At 72.5% G+C, this 20,339-nt stretch carries 20 protein-coding genes; 9 read left to right on the top strand and 11 right to left on the bottom strand.

Annotated elements, in window-relative coordinates; genetic code table 11:
• Positions 1-2: 2 nt before the first annotated feature.
• Positions 3-1,745, bottom strand: coding sequence for a dihydroxyacetone kinase family protein (locus Q9250_RS07770; protein ID WP_306231297.1), 1,743 nt, complete (start codon positions 1,743-1,745; stop codon positions 3-5).
• Positions 1,746-1,921: 176 nt separating this feature from the next.
• Between Q9250_RS07770 and fbaA the strand changes: the two genes are divergently transcribed.
• Together fbaA and Q9250_RS07760 are read left to right on the top strand one after the other, a co-directional pair.
• Positions 1,922-2,947: a class II fructose-bisphosphate aldolase gene (gene fbaA / locus Q9250_RS07765; RefSeq protein WP_306231296.1), complete on the top strand. Its 1,026-nt coding sequence runs from the start codon at positions 1,922-1,924 to the stop codon at positions 2,945-2,947.
• 13 nt (positions 2,948-2,960) lie between these two features.
• The gene (locus Q9250_RS07760) at positions 2,961-4,196 is read left to right on the top strand and encodes a glycosyltransferase (RefSeq protein ID WP_306231295.1); all 1,236 of its coding nucleotides are present in this window, start codon (positions 2,961-2,963) and stop codon (positions 4,194-4,196) included.
• A gap of 91 nt (positions 4,197-4,287) precedes the next feature.
• Here the strand turns inward: Q9250_RS07760 and Q9250_RS07755 are convergent, their stop codons facing one another.
• Genes Q9250_RS07755 through Q9250_RS07745 form a run of 3 tightly spaced genes read right to left on the bottom strand, consistent with a single transcriptional unit; the run spans position 4,288 to position 5,852 of the window.
• Positions 4,288-4,464: a hypothetical protein gene (locus Q9250_RS07755; RefSeq protein ID WP_306231294.1), complete on the bottom strand. Its 177-nt coding sequence runs from the start codon at positions 4,462-4,464 to the stop codon at positions 4,288-4,290.
• 2 nt (positions 4,465-4,466) lie between these two features.
• On the bottom strand, positions 4,467-4,784 hold the full coding sequence (locus Q9250_RS07750) for a hypothetical protein (protein WP_306231293.1): 318 nt from the start codon (positions 4,782-4,784) through the stop codon (positions 4,467-4,469).
• Positions 4,785-4,829: 45 nt separating this feature from the next.
• Entirely contained in the window at positions 4,830-5,852 is a 1,023-nt protein-coding gene (locus Q9250_RS07745; RefSeq protein WP_306233953.1) for a 4-hydroxy-3-methylbut-2-enyl diphosphate reductase, read from the bottom strand.
• A 99-nt stretch (positions 5,853-5,951) separates the two neighbouring features.
• Here Q9250_RS07745 and xseA point away from each other — a divergent pair, with 99 nt between their 5' ends.
• From xseA to Q9250_RS07715, 6 genes are all read left to right on the top strand, one after another.
• The gene (gene xseA / locus Q9250_RS07740) at positions 5,952-7,184 is read left to right on the top strand and encodes an exodeoxyribonuclease VII large subunit (RefSeq protein WP_306231292.1); all 1,233 of its coding nucleotides are present in this window, start codon (positions 5,952-5,954) and stop codon (positions 7,182-7,184) included.
• 32 nt (positions 7,185-7,216) lie between these two features.
• Positions 7,217-7,486, top strand: coding sequence for an exodeoxyribonuclease VII small subunit (locus Q9250_RS07735; protein ID WP_306231291.1), 270 nt, complete (start codon positions 7,217-7,219; stop codon positions 7,484-7,486).
• Entirely contained in the window at positions 7,483-8,124 is a 642-nt protein-coding gene (locus Q9250_RS07730; RefSeq protein ID WP_306231290.1) for a DUF4245 family protein, read from the top strand. Before Q9250_RS07735 ends, Q9250_RS07730 begins: the two co-directional genes overlap by 4 nt.
• Positions 8,125-8,177: 53 nt before the next feature.
• Entirely contained in the window at positions 8,178-9,596 is a 1,419-nt protein-coding gene (locus tag Q9250_RS07725; protein ID WP_422665031.1) for a class II fumarate hydratase, read from the top strand.
• A 233-nt stretch (positions 9,597-9,829) separates the two neighbouring features.
• Positions 9,830-11,947, top strand: a complete 2,118-nt coding sequence (locus tag Q9250_RS07720) for a prolyl oligopeptidase family serine peptidase (protein ID WP_306231288.1) — start codon at positions 9,830-9,832, stop codon at positions 11,945-11,947.
• A complete protein-coding gene (locus tag Q9250_RS07715; RefSeq protein ID WP_306231287.1) occupies positions 11,944-12,429 on the top strand; it encodes a tetratricopeptide repeat protein in 486 nt (161 codons plus the stop codon). The genes Q9250_RS07720 and Q9250_RS07715 overlap by 4 nt, the downstream gene beginning before the upstream one ends.
• 192 nt (positions 12,430-12,621) lie before the next feature.
• On the opposite strand, the gene Q9250_RS07710 is transcribed toward Q9250_RS07715, so the two are convergent.
• The 7 genes from Q9250_RS07710 to Q9250_RS07680 all read right to left on the bottom strand — a co-directional run bounded on the left by Q9250_RS07710 (position 12,622) and on the right by Q9250_RS07680 (position 19,316).
• Positions 12,622-12,855: a YbdD/YjiX family protein gene (locus Q9250_RS07710; RefSeq protein ID WP_306231286.1), complete on the bottom strand. Its 234-nt coding sequence runs from the start codon at positions 12,853-12,855 to the stop codon at positions 12,622-12,624.
• Between the two features lie 2 nt (positions 12,856-12,857).
• On the bottom strand, positions 12,858-15,092 hold the full coding sequence (locus tag Q9250_RS07705; protein ID WP_306231285.1) for a carbon starvation CstA family protein: 2,235 nt from the start codon (positions 15,090-15,092) through the stop codon (positions 12,858-12,860).
• 188 nt (positions 15,093-15,280) lie between these two features.
• Entirely contained in the window at positions 15,281-15,940 is a 660-nt protein-coding gene (locus tag Q9250_RS07700; protein WP_306231284.1) for a methionine ABC transporter permease, read from the bottom strand.
• Positions 15,937-16,968 carry a methionine ABC transporter ATP-binding protein gene (locus Q9250_RS07695; protein ID WP_306231283.1) on the bottom strand — a complete coding sequence of 344 codons (1,032 nt, stop codon included), beginning with the start codon at positions 16,966-16,968 and terminating at the stop codon, positions 15,937-15,939. Before Q9250_RS07695 ends, Q9250_RS07700 begins: the two co-directional genes overlap by 4 nt.
• A 100-nt stretch (positions 16,969-17,068) precedes the next feature.
• Positions 17,069-17,980, bottom strand: coding sequence for a MetQ/NlpA family ABC transporter substrate-binding protein (locus tag Q9250_RS07690; protein WP_306231282.1), 912 nt, complete (start codon positions 17,978-17,980; stop codon positions 17,069-17,071).
• Between the two features lie 81 nt (positions 17,981-18,061).
• Positions 18,062-18,616: a prepilin peptidase gene (locus tag Q9250_RS07685; RefSeq protein WP_306233952.1), complete on the bottom strand. Its 555-nt coding sequence runs from the start codon at positions 18,614-18,616 to the stop codon at positions 18,062-18,064.
• A gap of 121 nt (positions 18,617-18,737) precedes the next feature.
• The gene (locus Q9250_RS07680; RefSeq protein ID WP_306231281.1) at positions 18,738-19,316 is read right to left on the bottom strand and encodes a hypothetical protein; all 579 of its coding nucleotides are present in this window, start codon (positions 19,314-19,316) and stop codon (positions 18,738-18,740) included.
• A gap of 172 nt (positions 19,317-19,488) precedes the next feature.
• On the opposite strand from Q9250_RS07680, the gene Q9250_RS07675 reads away from it, so the two are divergent.
• Positions 19,489-20,298 carry a DUF4397 domain-containing protein gene (locus tag Q9250_RS07675; protein ID WP_306231280.1) on the top strand — a complete coding sequence of 270 codons (810 nt, stop codon included), beginning with the start codon at positions 19,489-19,491 and terminating at the stop codon, positions 20,296-20,298.
• Positions 20,299-20,339 lie beyond the last annotated feature (41 nt).

Below are 20,339 nucleotides of genomic sequence, written 5' to 3'. Positions count from 1 at the left end.
GGTCACTGCTCCTTGCTCGTGGTGCGCGTGCTCTGAGAGAGCACGCGGTGGATCGTGCGGGTGATGAGCGCGAACGAGATCGCGCCGGGGTCGGGCGTGCCGATCGACTTGTCGCCGTGCGCGCGGGCTCGACCGAGCGTCGCAGCGAGGGATGCCGTCGCGTCGGCCGCCTCGGAGCTCGCGGTAGCCGCCTCGCCCCACGCGTCGGTCAGTCCACCGCGCGCCGCGACGCCCGCGGCGAGCGAGTCGGCGAACGGCACGATCGCGTCGACCATCGTCTTGTCGCCGACCTTCGCCTTGCCGAAGGCCATCACGGCGTCCTTGGCCGCGGTCACGCCCTGGGCGACCGCCTGCGCGGTCACCTCGTCGCGGTCGCCGACGCTGCGGCCGAGCGCCCGGAGCATCTCGCCCCAGATGGCGCCGGACGTGCCGCCCGCGCGGTCGCTCCACGCGTCGGCGGCCCGCAGCAGCGTGGTCTGCGCTCCGGCACCGGCCTCGCGCGCGGCGGTGGCGGCGTCGGCGCCGGCGCGCGAGCCGCGCTGCATGCCGATGCCGTGGTCGCCGTCGCCCGCGACCGAGTCCATGCGGCCGAGCTCGTCCGCCGCCTCGTCGATGGCTGCCGCGAGCGCCGTGAGTGCCATGTCGATGACCTGTGCGGCCTCGCGCGACTGCGGCGACGCATCCGGGATCGCCTCGGCCTCGGCGGCTCCGGCGACCGCGTCGGCGGCGCGCTGCGGCGCGACAGAGCCCTTCTTGAAGCCCGGCGTGTCGGCCGGGGCCGCCCACAGCGTCTCGAGCTCGTCGTCGAGCCACAGCAGCGTCAGCGAGACGCCCGACATGTCGAAGCTCGTGCAGAGCTCGCCCACCTCGGGCTCGACGATCGCGATGCCGCGCTGCTCGAGCAGCTGCGCGACGCGCCGGAAGACGACGAACATCTCCTCGTACTTCAGGTTGCCGAGGCCGTTGAGCAGCGGCACCACGCGCGCGCCCTCGAGCGCGACGCCGTCGGGCACCTCGTCGAGCAGCTTCTCGACGAACAGCTCTGCGAGCCCGTCGGCGGTCGGCACATCGACTTCGTCGATGCCCGGCTCGCCGTGGATGCCGAGACCGACCGCCATCTTTCCCTCGGGCACCGTGAACAGCGGCTCACTGGCGCCGGGCAGGGTGCATCCCGAGAAGGCGACGCCGAACGAGCGCGTGCGGTCGTTCGCGAGGCGGGCGACGCGCTCGACGCCGTCGAGGTCGTAGCCGGCGGCAGCAGCTGCGCCCGCCGCCTTGAATACGGCCAGGTCGCCGGCGATCCCGCGGCGCTTGTGCCGCTCGTCCTTCGGCGCGCTCCAGATGTCATCAGTCACCGTGACCGTGCGCACGTCGATGCCCTCGGCGCGCAGCTTCTCCTGCGCCTGGTCGAAGTGCAGCACGTCGCCGGCGTAGTTGCCGTAGCTCAGCAGCACGCCGCGGCCCTGATCGGCGGCCTTCGCGATCGCGTGCACCTGCTGCGATGAAGGCGAGGCGAAGAGGTTGCCCATCGCCGCACCGTGCGCGAGGCCGGCGCCGACGAGGCCGCCGAAGGCCGGGTAGTGTCCGCTGCCGCCGCCGATCACCAGCGCCACCTCGGGCTCATCGCCCTGCGTGGAGCGCACGACGCCGCCGGGCGCGGCCTGCACCCAACGGGCGGCGAAGGCCGCGAAGCCCTCGATCATCTCGTCGGCGAACCGGCCTGGCTCGTTGAACAGTCGCGTCATCGCGCTCTCCTCGCTCCGGCGACCGTTGGGCCGCACACGTCTCCGAAGATCCTATAGGAAGTCGGGTTCCCTGTCAGCCCGCCGAGCCCATCCGCATGCCTCGCGACCTAGGATGAACCTGTTCCCCGCGGCCTGCGCCACCGGCGGCCGCACCCCACCGGACAGGAGCCGCACCCATGCCCGTCGCCACCACAGAGCAGTACGCCGAGATGCTCGACAAGGCGAAGGCCAACGCCTTCGCCTACCCCGCCATCAACGTGTCGTCGTCGTCGACGATCAACGCCGTGCTGCAGGGCCTCGCCGACGCCGGCTCCGACGGCATCATCCAGGTCACCACCGGCGGCGCCGACTTCTTCGCCGGCCAGAGCGTGAAGAACCGCGCGGGCGGCGCGATCGCCTTCGCCCGCTTCGTCACCGAGGTCGCGAAGGCCTACCCGATCACCGTGGCGCTGCACACCGACCACTGCCCGAAGGACGCGCTCGACGGCTTCGTCTTCCCGCTGCTCGAGGCGAGCGAGGAGGAGGGGCGCGCCGGCCGCGCGCCGCTGTTCCAGTCGCACATGTGGGACGGCTCGTCGGTGCCGCTCGACGAGAACCTCGAGATCGCGAAGCAGATCCTCCCCCGCACCCACGCCCTCGGCCAGGTGCTCGAGGTCGAGATCGGCGTCGTCGGCGGCGAGGAGGACGGCGTCAGCCACGAGATCAACGACCAGCTCTACACGACGCTCGACGACGCGATCGCCACCGTCGAGGCGCTCGGCCTGGGCGAGCAGGGCCGCTACATGGCGGCCCTCACGTTCGGCAACGTGCATGGCGTCTACAAGCCGGGCAACGTCAAGCTGCGCCCCGAGCTGCTCGGCCAGATCCAGGAGGGCCTGGCTGCCAAGTACGGCGCCGAAGCGAAGCCGCTCGACCTCGTCTTCCACGGCGGCTCCGGCTCGACCGACGAGGAGATCGCCGAGGCGGTGCGCAACGGCGTCATCAAGATGAACATCGACACCGACACGCAGTACGCGTACTCGCGCTCGGTCGCGCACAGCATGATCTCGGGCTACGAGGGCGTGCTGAAGCTCGACGGCGAGGTCGGCAACAAGAAGCAGTACGACCCGCGCGCCTGGGGCAAGGCCGCCGAGACCGCGATGGCCGCGCGCGTCGCCGCCGCCACCCAGCAGCTCGGCTCGGCGGGCTGGTCGGGCAAGTAGCAGCCGCACCGCCGTGCGCGCCCTGATCCTCGCCTTCGGCACGCGCGGCGACGTGCAGCCGTTCGCGGCGCTGGGGAGGGCGCTGCGCGAGGCCGGTCATGAGGTCGTGCTCGCCGCCCCGTCGGCGCACGCCGAGCTGGCGTCGCTCGCGGGGATCCGGCTCGAGCCGGCGTTCGAGGGCATGCACGAGGCGATGCGCACGCTCATGGCGTCACCATCGAGCCCGCTGCGACAGGCACCTGCGCTGCTCGAGGCCACGCGCGCGTCGTTCCCCGAGCAGTGGCGCATCGCGCGCGACGTCGCGCCCGACGTCGTGGTCCACCATCCCAAGGCGCTCGGCGGCGACACGGTCGCCGAGCGCCTCGGGGTCCCCGGCGTGCTGTCCTTGCCGCTGCCCTACTTCACGCCCACCGATGCGTTCCCGATCCCGTTCCTCGCCGGCTTGCCCGGGCGGCTGAACCGTCCGAGCTACCAGCTGCTGCGCGCGACCGCGCTCGGCTACGGCGGCATGATCAACGGGTTCCGCGAGCAGCTCGGCCTGCCGCCGATCTCGCGCTGGTCGCGGATGCTCACGCAGCCCGACGGCACTTCCCGCCACATCCTCTACCCCTACAGCCGCCACATCCTGCCGGTGCCGGCCGACTTCCCGCCCGAGGCCCACGTGACGGGCAGCTGGTTCCTCGACCGCGATCCGGCATGGTCGCCGGCCACCGAGCTCGCGGGCTTCCTCGAGCAGCAGCACGATCGACCGGCGGTGGCCATCGGCTTCGGCAGCATGCAGTTCGGCGGCGGCGATCGCCGACGCAGCGAGGCCGTGCTCCGCGGTGTCGCCGCGGCCGGCGTGCGCGCGGTCGTGCTGCGGGGCTGGGGCGGGCTGGCGCTCGAGGGCGGCGATGACCTGCTCGTCGCCGACGATGTGCCGCACGACTGGCTCTTCCCACGAGTGGACGCGGTGGTGCACCACGGCGGATCGGGCACCCTCGCAGCTGGCCTCCGCGCCGGCCGACCGACGCTCGTCGTGCCGTTCCTCGGCGACCAGCCCTTCTGGGGACGCCGCGTCGAGGCGCTCGGCGTCGGCCCGGCACCGCTGCCGCAGCGGCGGCTCACGGCCGAGTCGCTGCACGCCCGGCTGTCGATGCTCGTCTCGACCCCGTCCTACCGCGAGCGTGCGAGCGCCATCGGGGAGCGCATCCGCGCGGAGGACGGCACGGGCGAGGCGGTGCGCGTGCTCGAGCGCCTCGCTCCGTGACGCCCCTCGCTGCGGCTCGGCTGCTGCGCTGACGCGCGAAGCGCCCCTCCGCTGGATGGTTCGCGGAGGGGCGCTTCGTCGTCGGTGCGGGCTACAGCGCGCCGAAGCCGCGCTGCTGGTTGCGCATGCCGGTGTCGGCGCCGGGCTGCTGGTCGCGCTCGTCGTTGCCGCCGGCCGTGTGCGGGTCGTCGTAGGTGCGCACGCCCGAACCGGTGAGGTCGCGCCAGAAGCGCCCGAGGCGCTGCGCGATCGAGAGCTTCTTCGCCATGGCTACTCCCAGTCGTCGTTCTCGTCGATGATGCGATCCGTGCCCTCGGGGAGCACCGTGTCGTCGACGCCGTTGTCGTCGGTGTCGACGCCGGCCTGCGTGCCGCCGTGGTCGTCAGGGATGTCGGCGGGGTCGTCGCCCTCGAACTCCTCGTCGCGCGACTCGGATCCCTCGGGAGCGTCGTCGTCGTCGATCTCGTCGAGCTCGTCGGTGGCCAGCACGCGTCCGTCGTCGGCGGCGTCTCCCATCGACTCGTCGAAGTCCTCGCCGTCGGCCATCTGGTCGGCCCAGCGCTCGTCATCCTGCTGCACGTCTGCCATGGCCCGAGCGTAGCCGCGCGACCTTGACGAATGCCAGGAGCGCGGTCAGCGGTTGCGGCTGGGGCGCAGCTCCTTGGGGAGCGAGAAGATGAGGTCCTCCTCGGCGGTGCGCACCTCGTGCACGTCGCCGTAGCCGGCGTCCTCGAGCTCGAGCAGCACTTCGCGCACGAGCCCCTCGGGCACGCTCGCGCCGCTGGTGACGCCGATCGTCTGCACGCCTTCGAGCCACTCCTGCTGGATCTCGGTGGAGTAGTCGACGCGGTAGGCCGCCTTGGCGCCGTGCTCGAGCGCGACCTCGACGAGGCGCACCGAGTTCGACGAGTTGGCGCTGCCGACGACGATGACGAGGTCGGTGTCGGGCGCGATCTTCTTGACGGCCACCTGGCGGTTCTGGGTGGCGTAGCAGATGTCGTCGCTGGGCGGGTCCTGCAGGTTGGGGAACCGGGCGCGCAGGCGGCGCACGGTCTCCATGGTCTCGTCGACCGAGAGGGTCGTCTGGCTGAGCCACACCAGCCTGTCCGGGTCCTGCACCTGCACGGTGTCGGCCTCGTCGGGGTTGTTGACGATCGTGACCCGGTCGGGCGCGTGGCCGGCGGTGCCCTCGACCTCCTCGTGGCCCTCGTGGCCGATCAGCAGGATCTCGAAGTCGTCGCGCGCGAAGCGCACCGCCTCCTTGTGCACCTTGGTGACGAGCGGGCAGGTCGCGTCGATGGCGTCGAGGCCCCGGTCGGCGGCCGCCTGCACGACGGCCGGGCTGACGCCGTGGGCGCTGAAGATGACGCGCTGGCCCTCGGGCACCGCGTCGACCTCGTCGACGAAGATGGCGCCCTGCTCGCTCAGCTGCGAGACGACGTGCTTGTTGTGCACGATCTCCTTGCGCACGTAGATCGGGCCCTCGTACTGCTCGAGCGCCTTCTCGACCGCGAGCACGGCCCGGTCGACGCCGGCGCAGTAGCCGCGCGGCGTGGCGAGCAGGATGCGCTTCGGCGCGTCGGCCGGGAGGTCCTGCAGCCGACCCCGGCGAAGGGCCGGGCGCGGGTCGTCCAGCGGCACTCTTCCGTTCGTGATCGTCACCGGCCCAGTCTACGATGCCGATCTGTGGGCCATCTCCCGCCGTTCGCGGCGGTGACGAGCACGGTGACCCCCGGAACACCGACGAGGAGCACGATGGCCGAGCGCATCACGGGCACGCCCGACGAGCCCTGGAGCGTCGACCGGCTCGGCGCCGAGCTGAAGTCGTACATCGGCCGGCTCGGGCACCTGTGGGTCGAGGGCGAGATCACCCAGTGGTCGAACTCCCGCGGCAACGTCTTCGGCAAGCTCAAGGACGTCGACGGCGACACGACGGTCTCGTTCAACGTCTGGAGCTCGACGCTCTCGCGCATCGAGGGCGAGTTCAAGCAGGGCGACCGCGCCGTGCTGCTGGTCAAGCCCGACTTCTGGCCGCGCGCCGGCACGCTGTCGATGGTGACGGCGCAGATCCGCCACGTCGGCCTCGGCGACCTGCTCGCCCGGCTCGAGGCGCTGCGCCGCACCCTCGCCGCCGAGGGCCTCTTCGACGCCGCGCGCAAGCGCCGCCTGCCGTTCCTGCCGAGCACGGTCGGGCTCATCACCGGCCGCGACTCCGACGCCGAGAAGGATGTGCTGCGCAATGCGCAGCTGCGCTGGCCCGGCGTGCGGTTCCGCGTCGAGCACGCGGCAGTGCAGGGCGACCAGACGGTGCCGACGGTGCTGGCGGCGCTGGAGCGCCTCGAGGCCGATCCCGAGGTCGACGTGATCGTGATCGCCCGCGGCGGCGGCGACTTCCAGAACCTGCTGGGCTTCAGCGACGAGCGGCTGGTGCGCGCGGTGGCGGCCGCGACGACGCCCATCGTCTCGGCGATCGGGCACGAGAACGACCGCCCGCTGCTCGACGAGGTCGCCGACCTGCGCGCCTCGACGCCGACGGATGCGGCCAAGCGCATCGTGCCGGACGTTGCGGAGGAGCTCAGCCGCATCGCCCAGGCGCGAGCGCAGCTGCGGATGCGCGTCACGCAGCTCGTGGGGCGCGAGGTCGAGCGGCTCGAGAGCGTGCGCAGCCGCCCGGTGCTCGCCCGGCCGGAGACGATGCTGTCGCAGCGGGCCGACGACCTCGCGCGGCTCGCCGCGCGCGCCGACGAGCTCGCGGAGCGCGTCGTCGAGCGCAGCGGGCAGCAGCTGGTGCACCTGCGCCAGACGCTGCGGGCGCTCAGCCCCCAGTCGACGCTCGACCGCGGCTACGCCGTCGTGCAGACCGCCGACGGCCGGGTGCTGCGCGAGGCCGGTGCCGCCGCTCCGGGCGATGCCCTGCTGGTGACGGTCGCGGCGGGCAGCGTCGACGCATCCGTCACCGCCGTGCACGGCGACGCCGCCGGCGCCTGAGACGTGTCGGCGGCCCCGTCTAGAATGGGCGTGTGACCAACGCCGAGACCGCTGTACCCATCGCCGACCTCGGCTATGAGCAGGCGCGCGACGAGCTCGTGCAGGTCGTGCAGGCCCTCGAGTCGGGTGGCGCCTCGCTCGAGCAGTCGCTCGCCCTCTGGGAGCGCGGCAACGCGCTCGCCGAGCGCTGCGAGCAGTGGCTGCAGGGGGCGAAGGCGAGGCTCGACGCCGCGCGGTCGACCGCGGTCGGCACCTCGACCGAAGCCGTGACCGCAGGCGCTCAGGAGGCCGACCGGGCATGAGCCGCAAGCCCGCATCGCCTCCGGTGGTCGCCGAGCTCGGCCGCCCCGAGACGCCCGACGAGACGCGCGCCCGCAAGGCCGCCGCCTCGAAGCGCCACCGCGACAACCAGACCTTCACGAACCTGATCGTGGCGGTCATCGCCTGCCTCGCCCTCGTGCTCGTGATGGTGCTCGTGGTGCTGCGGCCGGGCCTGCCGCCGCGCGAGCCCATCGACGTCATCGCCGCCGCGGCCGCCGCGCAGCCGATCGTCGAGACGCCGCTCATCGCGCCCGAGCTGCCCGAGGGCTTCGCCTCGAACGCCGCCGAGCTGCGCACCGGCAGCGACGACATCACCACCTGGTACGCCGGCTACGTCACGCCCGAGCAGCAGTTCCTGGCCTTCACGCAGGCGCTCGAGGCCAACCCGACGTGGCTGCAGAGCACCATCGAGGACGCCCCGCAGACCGGCGAGCGCACCGTCGGCGGCGTGGTCTGGACCGAGCACGACCAGCGCGACGCCGAAGACCCCGGCAACCTCGCCTTCGTGCTCACGACCGAGCACGACGCATCCACCGTCGTCATCGCCGGCACCGCGGGCGATGACGAGTTGCAGACCTTCGCCGAGGCCGTGAGCGCCGAGCTCGTGGCCGGCGACTAGCCACCGAACACCACCCGCAGACCGAGAGGCCCTGACCAACGATGAGCAGCGCAGTGAACGACGTCGACTACCGGATCGAGCACGACACGATGGGCGAGGTCCGCGTGCCCAAGCACGCGCTCTACGCCGCGCAGACGCAGCGTGCCGTCGAGAACTTCCCGATCTCGGGCAAGGGGCTCGAGCCGGCGCAGATCGTCGCGCTCGCGCGCATCAAGCGCGCCGCCGCCATCGCCAACCGCGAGCTCGGCATCCTCGAGGCACCCGTCGCCGAGGCGATCGTCGCCGCGGCCGACGAGATCATCGCCGGCGACCACCACGACCAGTTCCCGGTCGACACCTACCAGACCGGCTCCGGCACCTCGTCGAACATGAACATGAACGAGGTGCTCGCCACGCTCGCGACGAAGCACCGCGCCAACGCCGGCGAAGACAGCCCCGTGCACCCGAACGACCACGTGAACGCCTCGCAGTCGTCGAACGACGTCTTCCCCACCTCGGTGCACATCGCCGTCACCGGCGCGCTCATCGAGGAGGCGATCCCCGCGCTCGACCACCTCGCGAAGGCGCTCGAGGCGAAGGCCGAGCTGTGGGCCGACGCCGTCAAGCCGGGCCGCACGCACCTCATGGACGCGACGCCCGTCACCCTCGGGCAGGAGTTCGGCGGCTACGCCGCGCAGATCCGCTACGGCATCGAGCGCATCGAGGCGGCGCTCCCGCGCGTCGCCGAGGTGCCGCAGGGCGGCACGGCCGTCGGCACCGGCATCAACACGCCCGTCGGGTTCCCTGAGAAGGTCATCGCCGAGATCGCCGCATCGAGCGGGCTGCCGATCACCGAGGCGCGCAACCACTTCGAGGCGCAGGCCAACCGCGACGGCCTCGTCGAGGCATCCGGCGCCCTGCGCACCATCGCGGTGTCGCTCACGAAGATCAACAACGACCTGCGCTGGATGGGCTCCGGCCCCAACACGGGCCTCGGCGAGATCGCGATCCCCGACCTGCAGCCCGGCTCGTCGATCATGCCCGGCAAGGTCAACCCGGTCGTGCCCGAGGCCGTGCTGATGGTCGCCTCGCGCGTCATCGGCAACGACGCCACGGTCGCCTGGGCCGGCGCCTCGGGCTCGTTCGAGCTCAACGTGCAGATCCCCGTGATGGGCACGGCGCTGCTCGAGTCGATCCGCCTGCTCTCGAACGCCTCGCGCGTGCTCGCCGACAAGACCGTCGACGGCCTCGAGGCCAACGTCGAGCGGGCTGCCGCGCTGGCCGGCATGAGCCCCTCGATCGTGACGCCGCTCAACCGCCTGATCGGCTACGAGGCCGCCGCGAAGATCGCGAAGCACTCGGTCAAGCAGGGCATCACCGTGCGCGAGGCCGTCATCGACCTCGGCTACGTCGAGCGCGGCGAGCTGACCGAGGCCGACATGGACAAGGCGCTCGACCTGCTGTCGATGACGCACCCGGGCGTCGCGAAGTAGCCCGACCGACCCGCTCCGAGGGGCATCCGCTGCGGCGGGTGCCCCTCGCTCGTTCCCGGCGCGCGGTCCGCCGTGCACCGGCGGCACCGCGCACAACGCAAGCCCGGCGGCGCAGCCGCGCGGGCCGGGGGCCACGGGCTGCCATACCGCCGCCAATCTCGGCGCGCGGGCTTGCGTTGTGCGGTGCCGGCCGCCGTCAGGGCGGGCGGTCGGCGACGGCCTAGGGTGGGCGGATGCGTTACCCCGAGGTGCACAGAGACGACACGGTCGAGACCATCCACGGCGAGGCGATCGCCGACCCGTACCGCTGGCTCGAGGACGGCGACTCCGCCGAGACGCGCGCCTTCATCGAGGCGCAGAACGCGTTCGCCGAGCCGATCCTGGCGGCGCTGCCGGCCCGCGAGGCGTTCCGCGAGCGCGTCACGGCGCTGCTCACCGCGCCCACCCGCGGCTGCCCGTGGCAGCGCGGCGGCCGCGTCTTCGCCTGGCACTCCGACGGCCAGAACCAGCCGGTGCTGGTCACGGCCGAGTCGGTCGACGAGCTCGAGGGCGCCGGCGCTGCGGGGCCCAGCGTGCTGCTCGACCCGAACGCGCTCTCGCCCGACGGCACGGTCGCCGTCACCGCCGCATCCGTCTCGCCCGACGGCGCCCTGCTCGCCTACGGGCTGGCCGACGGCGGCTCCGACTGGCGCACCATCCGCGTGCGCGACGTCGCGACCGGCGACGACCTCGCCGACGAGATCCCCTGGACGAAGTGGAACTCCCCCGTCTGGCTGCCGGGTGACCGCGCCTTCACCTACTGGGCCTACGACGCCCCGACCGGCGACGCCCTCACCGACGAGATGGGCGCCGGGCGCCTGCTGCGGCACGAGGTCGGCACGCCGGTCGCCGACGACGTGGTGCTGGTCTCCCGCCCCGACCAGCCGCGGCTGTTCGCGCGCCACTGGCCGCGCGACGACGAGTGGTTCGTGCTCTCGACCGACACGGGCTCGTCGAGCGGCAACGACCTGGCGGTGCGGCGCCAGGACGGGACTGCGGATGCGCTGCGGCAGCTGGTCACGGGGCACGAGCACGAGTGGAACGCGGTGGGCATCCGCGACGGGCACCTCTACGCCGTCACCGATGACGGCTCGCCCCGCTACCGGCTCGACGCCTTCGACCTCGCGACGCTCGAGCGCCGCACCGTCGTGCCCGAGCACGACGAGGACGTACTGCTCGACGCCTCGCTCACCGACGCAGGGCTCGTGCTCGAGTACTCGCACGACGCGAGCCACCGCATGCAGCTGGCGACCTTCGAGGGCGAGCTGGGCGACGCGGTGCCGCTCGGCGACGGCGTCTCGATCGCCGGCTCCGACACGAGCGACACCTCCGGGACGGTGCTCGTCGAGACGACCAGCTTCGTCGACCGCGGCACGCGCCACGTGGTCGAGGTGGAGGGCGCCCGCCTCGTCGCGCACCGCACGCTCCCCGCGCCGGGGCCGGCTGCGGCGGCAGCGGTGACCGACCGCATCCGCACGGCCTCGACCGACGGCGAGACGGTGCCCGCCTTCGTCGTGCGCCCGGCGGGCGCGGCGGCCGACGGCCCTCGCCCGACCCTCGTCTGGGGCTACGGCGGCTTCAACATCCCGATGAACCCGGGCTTCCGGGCGGTGCTCGCGGCGTGGGTCGAGGCGGGCGGCGTGCTCGTGGTGCCGAACCTGCGCGGTGGCGGCGAGTTCGGCTCCGATTGGCACAAGGGCGGCACGAAGGAGCGCAAGCAGCAGGTCTTCGACGACCTGTTCGCGATCGCCGAGCACCTCATCGCGACCGGCGTGACGACGCGCGAGCAGCTGGCGCTGCACGGCCGCTCGAACGGCGGGCTGCTCGCCGGCGCCGCGCTCACGCAGCGGCCCGAGCTGTGGGCTGCGGTGCTGCCGGGCGTGGGCGTGCTCGACATGCTGCGCTACCACCGCTTCACGATCGGCTGGGCGTGGGCGAGCGACTACGGCGACCCCGACGAGGCCGAGGCGCACGCCTCCCTGCGCGCCTACTCGCCGCTGCACAACGTGCGCGAGGGCGTCGCCTACCCGCCGACGCTCATCACCACGGGCGATCACGACGATCGGGTCGTGCCCGCGCACTCGTTCAAGTTCGCCGCCGAGCTGCAGCGGGCGCAGCAGGCCACGGGGGCGGATGCGCCGGTGCTGCTCTCGATCGACACGCGCGCCGGGCACGGCATGGGCAAGCCGAAGGACGCCGCGGCGCTCGAGTTCGCCGACCAGCTGGCGTTCGCCGCGCACCACACGGGGCTCGAGGTCGAGCCGCCTGCCGAGGGTGCGGGGCGGCCGCTCGAGCAGGAGGTGCTCGCATGAGCTGGGAGGCCGACGTCGCCGCGCTCTGGGACGACGAGTCGCTCGACGACGCAGCGCGCATCGAGCCGATGCGGCGGCTCGCCGTCGCCGCGCCGCACCGCTCGGTGGGGCTGTTCGAGCTGGCTGGAGCGCACGACGCCGCCGGCAGCGAGCACGAGGCGGATGCGCTGTACCGGTCGGCCATGGACGCCGGCCTGGCAGACGACGACCCCGTGCGCGCGGCGCAGCTGGCGATCCAGCACGCGTCGACGCTGCGCAACCTGGGCCGCATCGACGAGGCGATCGCGATGCTCGCGGCGGCTCCGGAGCATCCGTCGACGGGTGCCGCGCGCGAAGCGTTCCTCGCGCTCGCGCTGCACAGCGCCGGACGCGCCGACGACGCGCTGCGGATCGCCCTCGAGGCGCTCGCGCCGACGCTCCCGCTCTACCGGCGCTCGGTGCTCGCCTACGCGGCCGAGCTGACCGAGCCGCCGCAGACCTGAGCCGTCCCAGACACAACGCAAGCCAGCAGCGCCCGCGCACAACGCAAGCCAGCAGCGCCCGCGCACAACGCAAGCCCGCAGCCCCAGGGCCGCGGCAGATCGAGAGCGGTGCTCCGATCGGCCGCGACTTCGGGCTCGCGGGCTTGCGTTGTGCGTCGCGCCGAGCGCGGGAAGGCTGCGGTCAGCAGCAGGTCAGCAGCAGCGACCCTCGGGGTTCGCGTCCTGCCGCCGGTACTCGTCGCGCCAGAACTCCCGCTCGGTCATGACCGGGCGATCGGGGTGCACGCGGCCCTCGTGGTCGAGGTAGGCCTGGTACTTCGACTCGCCGGTGACGCCCTTCGCCCACCAGACGAGCCCGTCCCAGGCCCGCCACAACAGGGCGCCCGCCGAAGCGGGGCCCTCCTGGTGCGCACGCGGAGCGGTCATGGTCAGTGGCCCGTCGAGACGTGCTTGTGCTCGTCCGGCACCGCATCCCACTGCTTCTCGAGCTCGCGCTCCTCAGCGGTGGCGATGAAGCCGGCGGGCGCGAACATCTTCGACTCGTGGCGCTCGTCCTCCTGGTCGACGACGTGGTCGATGCGGAACGCCTTGATGACGTTCGCGACCGAGAAGGCGATCACGATGAGCGTCAGCACCACGAAGATGACCGACAGCGAGCCCTGGATGAAGGTGTTGCGCACCACGGCCTCGAGCGCGGCGACGCCCTCGGTCGTGCCCACCGAGGTCTCGCCGGCCGCGAGCGCGTCGCGGAAGCGGAAGTGGTTGGCCCAGTAGCCGACCGCCGGCACCGGCGAGAACACCTTGAAGGCGGATGCGGTCACGGTCACCACGGCGATGAACGCCAGCGGCAGCGCGACGATCCACAGCTGCTTGAACGTGCGGCGCTTGGCCACGATCGCCAGCACGATCGCCAGCGCGATCGCGGCGAGCAGCTGGTTGGCGATGCCGAACAGCGGGAACAGGGTGTTGATGCCGCCCAGCGGGTCGGTGACGCCCATGATCAGCACCGCGCCCCACGCGGCGACCATGATCGCCGTGCAGATCCAGGCGCCGAGCGTCCAAGAGGTGTCCTTGAACTTCGGGAAGATGTTGCCCAGCGAGTCCTGCAGCATGAAGCGCGCGACACGGGTGCCGGCGTCGACCGCGGTGAGGATGAAGAGCGCCTCGAACATGATCGCGAAGTGGTACCAGAACGCCATCATGCCCGGGCCGCCGATCCAGCTCTGCATGATCTGCGCGAGGCCGACCGCGAGCGTGGGCGCACCGCCGGTGCGCGAGACGACCGACTCCTCGCCGACCGCCGCGGCGGTCTGCGCGAGCTGCTCGGGCGTGACGCTGACGCCGGTGAGGCCGAGCGACTGCACGAACGCGGCCGCGCCCTCGATGGTGCCCTGCGTGTTCGCCGCAGAGGAGTTCATGGCGTAGTAGATGCCCTGGTCGATCGAGATCGCGGCGACGAGCGCCATGACCGCGACGAACGACTCCATGAGCATGCCGCCGTAGCCGAGCAGGCGCACCTGCTTCTCCTTCTCGACCATCTTCGGCGTGGTGCCCGAGGCGATCAGCGCGTGGAAGCCGGAGAGGGCGCCGCAGGCGATGGTCACGAAGAGGAACGGGAAGAGCGAGCCGGGCCAGACGGGGCCGCTGTCGCCGGCGGCGAACTCGGTGAAGGCGGGCACCGAGATCTCGGGGCGCACGAAGATGATCGCGAGCGCGAGGCCGACGATGACGCCGATCTTCATGAAGGTCGACAGGTAGTCGCGCGGCGTCAGCAGGATCCAGACGGGCAGCACCGCGGCGATGAAGCCGTAGATGACGATGCCCCAGGCGATCGTGACGCGGTCGAGCGTGAAGAGCTCCTGGCCCCAGGCCGTCTCGGCGACCATGCCGCCGCCGATGATCGCGGCCATCAGCAGCACGAAGCCGATGATCGAGATCTCGAGCACCTTGCCCGGGCGGATCCAGCGCAGGTACACGCCCATGAACAGCGCGATCGGGATGGTCATGGCGACCGAGAAGACGCCCCACGGGCTCTCGCCCAGCGCGTTCACGACCACGAGCGCCAGGATCGCGGTGATGATCACCATGATGAGCAGCGTCGCGATGATCGCGGCGGCGCCGCCGAAGCGGCCGAACTCGTCCTTGGCCATCTGGCCGAGCGAGCGACCTCCGCGGCGCATCGAGAAGAACATCACCAGGTAGTCCTGCACCGCGCCGGCGAGCACGACGCCGACGATGATCCAGATGGTGCCGGGCAGGTAGCCCATCTGCGCGGCGAGCACGGGCCCGACGAGCGGGCCGGCGCCGGCGATGGCGGCGAAGTGGTGGCCGAACAGCACGCGGCGGTCGGTGGCGACGAAGTCGCGGCCGTTGGCCTTGTACTCGGCGGGGGTGGCGCGGGTGTCGTCGGGGCGGACGAGCTTGCGCTCGATGTACTTCGAGTAGAAGCGGTAGAAGATGAGGTAGGTCGCGACGGCGGCGAACACGAACCAGATCGCGTTGACGGTCTCGCCGCGCACGATGGCGAGCATCGTCCAGGAGACGCCGCCGAGCAGCGCGACGGCCACCCAGACGGCGATCTTGAGCGGGGTCCACTGCTTGGTGGCGGTCTCCTCGACGGCTGCGGGTGGCAGGTCGGGCTTCGATGTGGCGACGTCGGCCATCGTGGGTCCTATCTGGGTGTAACGGCGTTTGGGGGTAACCCAAAGCACGATCCTAGCCCGTACAGAGGAACAGATCAGACAACGGCCAGGTGCCCGCACGACGTCGGCCGTGTGCGCGCGCGACCGCGCCCCGCGCATCCGTCATGAGGGTGATGGATGCGCGGGGCGCAGCAGGCAGGAGGGGCGCGTCAGCGGCGCATGATGCGGCGCGCCAGCCAGTTGCCGAGCGCCTGGATCAGCTGCACCACGATCACCACGACGATGAGCGCCGACCAGGTGACGACCTCGTCGAACTGCCGGTAGCCGTAGGTGACGGCCCAGTTGCCGAGCCCCTCGCCGCCGACGAGGCCGGCGACGGCCGACATGTCGACGATCGAGATGACCGCGAAGGTGAAGCCGAGCACGAGCGGCCCGAGCGTCTCGGGCAGGATCACGGTGCGGATGATGCGCCAGGGGCTCGCCCCTGTCGCGCGTGCGGCCTCGATCACCCCGGCCGGCAGCGCGACGAGGTTCTGCTCGACGATGCGGGCGATGCCGAAGGTCGCCGCGATCGCGATGGCGAAGATCGCGTACTCGGTGCCGATGCCCTTGCCGACCACGAGCCGGCCGATCGGCTGCAGCGCCGCGAGCAGGATGATGAACGGGATGGGCCGGAACGTGTTCACGAGCACGTTGAGGATCCACCACACGGCGCTCTGCTGCAGGATGCCGCCGCGCCGCGTGACGTAGAGGCCGGTGCCGATGATGAGGCCGCCCACGCCGCCGAAGGCCAGCGAGACCGCGACCATCCACAGCATGATGCCGGTCTGCTCGAACAGGTCGGGCAGGATGCCCACGATGTCGCTCATCGCTGCTCCTCCACGGTGACGCCCTCGCCGATGCCGTCGAGCGCGCGCTGCACGGCCGCCGCGTCGCCGCGCACGGCGATCGTCAGCAGCCCGTAGACGCGGCCCTGGATGTCGTCGACCCCGCCGTGCACCAGGTTGAAGTCGACGCCGGCCCTCGCCAGCGCCGAGAACACGCGCGCCTCGGAGGCGCCCTCGTCGGTGAACGAGATCGTGAAGAAGCGGCCCGCGTGCTGCTCGCGCAGCCGCACCAGCTCATCCCCCTCGGGCAGCGCGCGCACGACCGTCTGCACGAAGCGCTTGGCGACCGACGTCTGCGGGTTCGTGAACACGTCGTAGGTCGAGCCGGACTCCACGACACGGCCCGCCTCCATCACGGCGACGCGGTCGGCGATGCGGGTGATCACCTCCATCTCGTGCGTGATCACCACGATGGTGACGCCCAGCTCGCGGTTGACGCGCGCCAGCAGGTCGAGCACCTCGGCGGTCGTCTCGGGGTCGAGGGCGGATGTGGCTTCGTCGGCGAGCAGGATCTGCGGGTTCGCGGCGAGGGCGCGGGCGATGCCGACGCGCTGCTGCTGGCCACCGGAGAGCTGCTCGGGGTAGGCGTCGGCGCGGCCGGCGAGGCCGACGAACTCGAGCAGCTCGTCGACGCGGCGCCGGCGCTCGGCCCGCTCGACGCCGATGACCTCGAGCGGGTAGGCGACGTTGCCGGCGACGGTGCGCGAGGTGAGCAGGTTGAAGCGCTGGAAGATCATGCCGATGCGCGTCTGCTGCTCGCGCAGCCGCTTGCCGCGCAGCTCGCTGATCGTCACGTCGCCGACCGTGATGCGGCCCTCGGTGACGGGCTCGAGCTGGTTGATGAGGCGCACGAGCGTCGACTTGCCGGCGCCCGAGTAGCCGATGATGCCGAAGACCTCGCCCTGCTCGATCGACAGCGAGACGTCGTCGACGGCGACGATCTCGTCACCGCCGCGCTTCGCGGGCGGGAACCGCTTCGACACGCGGTCGATCACGATGTGCTGGGTCATGCGGTCTCCTCGTGGCTTGCGTGCGAAGCGTGCCGGGCTGCTGCTGAGGTGCCTCGGCACCCGTGCAGCAGCCCGACACCCTGCGATCGGGCGACCGTGCTTATCGGCCCGCGAGCTCCGACTGCACGTCGGCGAGCGCCGCCTGCAGGTCGGCCTTGGGCGTCACGGTGAACAGGCCGCTGCCGCCGGAGGCCTCGAGGGCGCCCGCCTGCACGGCCTCGTCGGTCTGGTAGATCTCGACCAGGCGGTTCAGCACCTCGTCGTCGACGTTCTCGGCCGTGGTGGCGAAGATGTTGATGTACGGCGCCGCTGCGGGGTCGTTGGGGTCGTCCTGCGCGATGGCCTCCTCGGGCGAGAGGCCCGCGTCGGTGATGAAGTCGTTGTTGACGATCGCCGCGGCGACGTCGGGCAGCGACGTGGCGGTGAGCGCGGCGTCGACGGCGCTCACGGTGACGCGCGACTCCTCGGCGATGACGTCGTCGACGGTCGAGTAGGGGCTGCCGCCGTCGACGAGCGAGATCAGGCCGGCCGACTGCAGCACGAGCAGGCCGCGGGCCTGGTTCGTGTCGTCGTTCGGCACGATGACCTCGGCGCCGTCCGGGATCTCGTCGGGCGAGGCGTACTTGTCGGAGTAGAGGCCGATCGGGTAGATCGCGGTCGAGCCGATGGGCTGCAGGTCGTCGCCCGACTGCTCGTTGTAGTTCGCCAGGTAGATGATGTGCTGGAACTGGTTGATGTCGAGCTCGCCCTCGCTGGTCGCGGGGTTGGGCTGGTTGTAGTCGGTGAAGTCGACGATGTCGATCTCGATGCCCTCGGCCTCGACGGCCTCCTCGTAGGTGGTCCAGTACGGCTCGGCCGCACCGACGACGCCGAGCTGCACCGGGTTCTCGGCGGTGCCGAGGGTGTCGGCGGCTGCGTCAGCGGCGCCGGCGCCGGCGCTGCAGCCGACGAGGGCGATCGAGAGGCCGAGCGCGCCGATCAGGGCGGCCGGGCGGATGGGGCTGCGGGACATGGTGGCTCCTTCAGAAGTGCGGGGGTACCACCAGCGTAGATATCTGATCGCGCCTGGCGCGAATGCGCGCGTCACGTTCCGTCACAGAACGACGACGAGCGCTCCCGCCGCGGCGAGCGCATTGCCCGCGAGCAGCCAGGGCCCGAACGCCAGCGTGCGGCGGCCGAGCGCGAGCGCGACGACGCCGGCCAGCCCGCCGACGATGACGGATGCGGCCAGTCCCGCCAGCGGTGCCGCCCACCCGAGCGTCGCGGTCGCGAGCGCGAGCGCGGTGCCCAGCTTCACGTCGCCCATGCCCATCCCGCCGACCACGGCCATGAGCAGCAGGAGCGCGCCGCAGCCGAGCGCCAGCAGCGGCGCGAGGTCGCCGCTGGCGAGGCGCACGGATGCGGCGACGGCGCCCACCGCGAGCAGCGGCAGCGTGATCGCGTTGGGCAGCCGTCGCTCCCCCAGGTCGATGCGGGTGAGCGCGGGCGCGGAAGCCGCGGCGGCGGCGAGCGGCACGGCGGCCACGGCGTCGGCGCCCGCCACGACGGTCGCCCACAGGGTGACGACCGCGAGCGGCAGCCCGGCCAGGTCGACCGGCCGCAGCCGCAGCGGCGCCCGCACGCGGCTGGGCGCCGCCGCTGTCGTCATCACGCGGCCACCGTAGCCGCGGCGCGTCGGGCGTCGCGGGCGCTCTCCACAGGCGCCCTGCTCGGCGGCTGCCGCCCGCCCGCCCGCTCGGCGGCTGCAGGCTCCGCGCCCGGCGCCGCGCTCAGGCGCTCGGCTCGTGGTGCCGCCGCCCGACGACCGAGTGCCGGGTGCGGCGCTCGAGCTCGCGGTCGACGGCTGCCGTGCCCAGAGCGCGGTTCGTGCGGCGCTGCAGCACGAGCGCGACGACGCCCAGCACCGGCCCGACGAGCAGCACGAGCACCGTCGGCACCACGACGAGCGGCGACTCGCCGGGCACCGGCCAGGTCAGCCACAGTGGCTGCATGCCGATGCCGACGACGGCCGCGACGACGTCGCCCATGATGCCGATGACGGCCAGCGCTGCGACGCGCTCGACCGGTGCCCACGCGGCGAGGATCTCGGCGCCGCCCGACTCCAGCGCGTCGCGCCGCAGCTGCTGGTGCGAGACGACCACGGTCAGCAGGGCGATGGCGGCGCAGAGCCCCGCGACGATCGCGATGCCGGGGCTCCTGACCGCGTCGCCCACCGCATCCGCCCACCGCACGCCGCCCTCGGCGGCGTCGAGCGCGGCGGCGCGCAGCATCGGCACGACGACCGCCGCGAGGGCGAGCAGGATCGCCAGGACGGTCGCGAGCCAGGCGATCGGCATGCGACGGAGCATGGCGAGAGCATCCATCGTGGCGCCCCGGCCGTCAAGCATCGACGCCGCACCATTCCACGACGCGACACGCCCGGGGTGCAGCGTTGCGGGATCGCCGCAACCGATCGGGCCCGCCGCGCCGATATGGGGGCAGACGACGCTCCACCCGCGTCGCACGAACGAGGAGACCCCCATGAAGCGCAAGCTCGCGATCGGCGCCGGCGCCGCTCTCGCCCTGGCGACGCTCGGCGGCGCACCCGCCTTCGCCGCCGACCACGAGTCCACCGTGTCGGTGCTGCACGCCGTGCCCGGACTCACCGTCGACGTGTTCATCAACGGCGAGGAGGCCATCCCGAACTTCACGCCGGGCACCCTCACCGACCCGATGATGCTCGCCGAGGGCAGCTACGACATCCAGGTGTTCGCCGACGGCGGCACCCCCGACACCGCCGAGCCCGCCATCGAGGCGATGGGCCTGGCCGTGCCCGGCGGTGCCGACCTGACGCTCGTCGCGCACCTGACCGAGGCGGGCGAGCCGGCGCTGGGCGCCTTCGCCAACAGCACCGAGCCGGTCGCCGCCGGCGAGGCCCGCCTGACCGTGCGGCACCTGGCAGCCGCACCGACCGTCGACGTGCGCGCCGACGAGGGCGTCGTGGTCGAGGGGCTCACCAACCCCGAGGAGGCCACGCTCGTCACCGCGGCAGGCACGGTCTCTGCGGATGTGGTGCTCACGGGCACCTCGGACGTCGCGATCGGCCCGGCTGACCTGCCGCTCACCGAGGGAGCCAACACCATCGTGACCGCATGGGGCAGCGCCGCTGACGGCAACCTCGCGCTGGCCGTGCAGACCGTCGAAGCGCACAGCGCCCCCAGCGGCGTGCCCTCCGGTCTCGGCGGCGCGACCGACCAGTCGGCGCTGACCGCGCTGCTCGCCTTCGCGGCAGCGCTGGGCCTCGGCATCGTCGCGGTGCGCCAGCAGCGCATCGCGAAGGCTCGCGGCTGACCATGCGCACCACCGACGGGCTCCCGACGCGCGCTGCGCGG

Origin of the sequence: Agrococcus beijingensis (assembly GCF_030758955.1) — a bacterium.
Taxonomy (GTDB): domain Bacteria; phylum Actinomycetota; class Actinomycetes; order Actinomycetales; family Microbacteriaceae; genus Agrococcus; species Agrococcus beijingensis.
The sequence above is the reverse complement of the archived record's forward strand: the minus strand, read 5'-3'. Positions and strand labels throughout refer to the sequence as shown.

Coding starts and splice junctions, on each gene's coding strand:
- Q9250_RS07700 (WP_306231284.1), bottom strand. CDS start 15,940: ATGAGCGACATCGTGGGCATCCTGCCCGACCTGTTCGAGCAGACCGGC.
- fbaA (WP_306231296.1), top strand. CDS start 1,922: ATGCCCGTCGCCACCACAGAGCAGTACGCCGAGATGCTCGACAAGGCG.
- Q9250_RS07755 (WP_306231294.1), bottom strand. CDS start 4,464: ATGGCGAAGAAGCTCTCGATCGCGCAGCGCCTCGGGCGCTTCTGGCGC.
- Q9250_RS07705 (WP_306231285.1), bottom strand. CDS start 15,092: ATGGCCGACGTCGCCACATCGAAGCCCGACCTGCCACCCGCAGCCGTC.
- Q9250_RS07690 (WP_306231282.1), bottom strand. CDS start 17,980: ATGTCCCGCAGCCCCATCCGCCCGGCCGCCCTGATCGGCGCGCTCGGC.
- Q9250_RS07750 (WP_306231293.1), bottom strand. CDS start 4,784: ATGGCAGACGTGCAGCAGGATGACGAGCGCTGGGCCGACCAGATGGCC.
- Q9250_RS07730 (WP_306231290.1), top strand. CDS start 7,483: ATGAGCCGCAAGCCCGCATCGCCTCCGGTGGTCGCCGAGCTCGGCCGC.
- Q9250_RS07695 (WP_306231283.1), bottom strand. CDS start 16,968: ATGACCCAGCACATCGTGATCGACCGCGTGTCGAAGCGGTTCCCGCCC.
- Q9250_RS07720 (WP_306231288.1), top strand. CDS start 9,830: ATGCGTTACCCCGAGGTGCACAGAGACGACACGGTCGAGACCATCCAC.
- Q9250_RS07715 (WP_306231287.1), top strand. CDS start 11,944: ATGAGCTGGGAGGCCGACGTCGCCGCGCTCTGGGACGACGAGTCGCTC.
- Q9250_RS07675 (WP_306231280.1), top strand. CDS start 19,489: ATGAAGCGCAAGCTCGCGATCGGCGCCGGCGCCGCTCTCGCCCTGGCG.
- Q9250_RS07680 (WP_306231281.1), bottom strand. CDS start 19,316: ATGCTCCGTCGCATGCCGATCGCCTGGCTCGCGACCGTCCTGGCGATC.
- xseA (WP_306231292.1), top strand. CDS start 5,952: ATGGCCGAGCGCATCACGGGCACGCCCGACGAGCCCTGGAGCGTCGAC.
- Q9250_RS07770 (WP_306231297.1), bottom strand. CDS start 1,745: ATGACGCGACTGTTCAACGAGCCAGGCCGGTTCGCCGACGAGATGATC.
- Q9250_RS07710 (WP_306231286.1), bottom strand. CDS start 12,855: ATGACCGCTCCGCGTGCGCACCAGGAGGGCCCCGCTTCGGCGGGCGCC.
- Q9250_RS07685 (WP_306233952.1), bottom strand. CDS start 18,616: ATGACGACAGCGGCGGCGCCCAGCCGCGTGCGGGCGCCGCTGCGGCTG.